Below are 2,985 nucleotides of genomic sequence, written 5' to 3'. Positions count from 1 at the left end.
TTCGATGATGGCGTTCAGCCAGTGAATGGTACCGGCACGGATAGCGCGCCGCTGACGGGCCGATAACAGCGGGTCAACGTACTGAGTCTCTGCCCCCACCGTTTTGAAGTTGCCGCCTTCGAGCTCGTCCAGAACCTCTGGACTGGTCGCCAGTTGCAGCGCCAGCTCTGCGCCGGTGCGCATCAGTTCAAGAATCCGTGGCGATACGCTGGGCCAGCGCTGCCGGCTACTGACGGCCAGTTTCATAAGGTCTCCATTGTTAGCGCCTGTGCAAAGTGCACCAAATATACCCACATCAGTGTTGTTTTGTACATTGATGAGCCGGAGTTCCGTTCATAAGATGACCAGACTCAGCGAATAGCCGGATCAGACTGGCAGCCATCTGCCCGGCGTTCTGATGCCTGCAGGTGCTGCAGTACAGACCAGCAGACGCGCGCAGACGTGTAATGGCAAACAATAATAAGAGGCCAAACCGTGAAAAATTTTACCGACAAAGTGGTTGTGATTACCGGCGCCGCATCCGGTATGGGACGGGAATACGCGCTGGAGTTTGCCCGCCTCGGCGCAGTGGTTGCCATCACCGATGTCAACGCAGAACAGCTGGCTGAAACCCATAACATGGTAAAAGCCATCACCCGTAAAAACAGCCTGAGTGAAGTGCTGGATATTGCTGCCGAAGAGAGCGTGACGGACTTTGCGGGTAAGGTAAAACGCGAGCTGGGTAATGCCCACATCATTATTAACAACGCCGGTATCGGCGGTGGCGGTGCACCGGTCTGGGTGCAGGATAATGGCCAGTATCACACCACCATGCAGGTGAACTTCTTTGCCGTGGTGTATATCACCAAAGCTTTTTTGCCACAGTTGCTGGCCAATCAGGAAGGTGCTGTGGTGAATGTGTCCAGCGTGTTTGGCCTGTTAGGAACGCCCGGCACCAGTGATTATTGCGCGTCTAAATTTGCCGTACGCGGTTTTACCGAGTCACTCATGGTTGAGCTCGCCGACACACCCATTTCAGTACATCTGGTGCATCCTGGTGGTATTAAAACCAATATCGCCAAACATTCGAAAAACGGCGCCGAATTCGAAGAAAAATATCTGAAAACCGATCCGCTGTTTGCCGTACGCGAAGTAATTAAAGGCATCAAAAGCGGTAAGCAACGCATGATTTTTGGTTATCAGTCGTCATTGCTGCGTTTCCTTACTTTGCTGCCACTGAAACTGCGCAACCGCATATTGCACCGCGAAATGGGCGATATGCGCGACCCGGAGCACTACGCGGTGCTCGAACAATACTCCACATCCTCATCACGAAGCTGACAGAAAAATAACCAATGGCATCTGTTAAACAGGGAGACATTATGAATACAAAATTTCAGCCAAGCATTGAAGCGCGCAAAGATATCGACTTCGGTCTGGACGCCGACTTCCCGAAATACTGGAATGGCAACGACCCGTTCAGAACCCGCGTAATGGATGCACTGCAGCTCAGCTTTCCTGATGGTGAGCGCTATTTTATTTCCAGCGTACGCGCCTTCCGCGACCGAATTACCGACCCGAAACTGCAGCACGATGTAAAAGAATTCACCATGCAGGAAGCGCAGCACGGTATTGCCCATACCAAATTCAATGATCTGCTGGCGGCACAGGGCATGCCGATGGAAACGATTCTGAATGAGCTTAAGGAATACATTAAAAGAGATCAGAAAAAGTATTCCGACGAATTTAATCTGGCGCTGACTGCAGCCTACGAACACTTTACCGCACTGCTGGCAGAAACCTTTTTCTCACGCAAAGAAGTAACCGCCGACATTCATCCGAAAATGCGCGCCCTGCTGGCCTGGCATGCGATTGAAGAAATGGAGCATCGCTCGGTGGCCTTCAACGTAATGAAAACCGTCGCTAAAGTTGGTTATATCAAACGCTGTACGGCAATGGTAATCGCCACCCGCCACACCACCAAAGTGATGTTTGACTACGCCGATGTACTGCTGAAAACCGATGGCTATAACTGGTTCCAGCGCCGCATGATGTTTATTAAAAACCTGAACTGGATGTATGGCCGTAAAGGTATCCTGTCATCCATGCTGCCAAAGCTTTTAATGTACTTTAAGCCGAGCTTCCACCCGGAAGATATTCCGGTAATTCACAACTACGGTGAGTGGGTTCGGGTATACGACTCAACCGGCAACCCGCATCAGGCCTGTGATGCGTTGCTGGCGGCGGCGTATTGAGGAGAACTCAGGAATGGCGTCTGAAGCCCCGGAGATTTGCTCCGGGGCTGAATTTAAAGCGCAATCACTTCAACATCAAAGGTATCCGCTTCATCACAAAATGAAGTTGTTAAAAAGGGAGACTCAATCACTTTAAGCTTCGGCAGGTGACGAATATCCTGCGCAGAGTGCATATCAAAATAGTCTTCGCTGCCACTCCAGTGCGGAGCCAGCTGGCTGTAAATTTCATCACCACCATCTGCACAAAGCTCAGTGATATCGGCTAACAAATGCTGGGGAATACCGAGCTTCTGGAAATAATCTCTGACCTCTGGCATCACCTGACAGGCTTGTTCACTTTCAGGATCCATATGAGCGTTTTCCGGCTTTTTGACAAATTCCCAGACATCAAAAGCCGGCCTCAGGGTTTTGTCTTCATACATCAGTTTCTGAATCACCATCAGTTTGAAACCAAAATCAGCAAATACGGATACCAGCCCGGACTTTTGCATCAGTTTTTCCCGCGCACTGCTGTCGTATAAGGCTTTATCTTTAAGATCGATTTTAAGCTTTGACTTTAATTTTTTAAGCACTGGCGGAAGGTCGGTGAATGGATTGTTTCTGACATTCACCTTTTTTAATGCCGGCAGATCGGTCAGCCACTCCGGCAAACTGGCCAACTGACACCCCGACAGATCGATTTCCTCAAAAGCAGTCAGCTTGGCCATACTTTCAGGCAACTCGCGGATCGGATTATCACTGAGATCCAGCG

At 50.3% G+C, this 2,985-nt stretch carries 4 protein-coding genes; 2 read left to right on the top strand and 2 right to left on the bottom strand.

From position 1 onward, the window contains the following. The coding region (locus tag B3P58_RS11335; protein WP_286717586.1) for a hypothetical protein at window positions 1–246 on the bottom strand (246 nt) is incomplete at its 3' end. A gap of 228 nt (window positions 247–474) precedes the next feature. Here B3P58_RS11335 and B3P58_RS11330 point away from each other — a divergent pair. Together B3P58_RS11330 and B3P58_RS11325 are read left to right on the top strand one after the other, a co-directional pair. After that, complete coding sequence (locus tag B3P58_RS11330) at window positions 475–1,320, top strand: SDR family NAD(P)-dependent oxidoreductase (protein WP_286717584.1); 846 nt, start codon at window positions 475–477, stop codon at window positions 1,318–1,320. Between the two features lie 41 nt (window positions 1,321–1,361). Continuing rightward, entirely contained in the window at window positions 1,362–2,234 is an 873-nt protein-coding gene (locus B3P58_RS11325; protein WP_225691051.1) for a metal-dependent hydrolase, read from the top strand. Window positions 2,235–2,287: 53 nt separating this feature from the next. Here the strand turns inward: B3P58_RS11325 and B3P58_RS11320 are convergent. Further along, the coding region (locus tag B3P58_RS11320; protein ID WP_286717581.1) for a leucine-rich repeat domain-containing protein at window positions 2,288–2,985 on the bottom strand (698 nt) is incomplete at its 5' end.

Origin of the sequence: Thalassolituus sp. UBA2009 (genome assembly GCF_002335285.1) — a bacterium.
GTDB lineage: Bacteria > Pseudomonadota > Gammaproteobacteria > Pseudomonadales > Oceanobacteraceae > Venatoribacter > Venatoribacter alkanivorans.
Note: the sequence above shows the minus strand (reverse complement) of the source record. Positions and strands in the feature narration are given on the sequence as shown.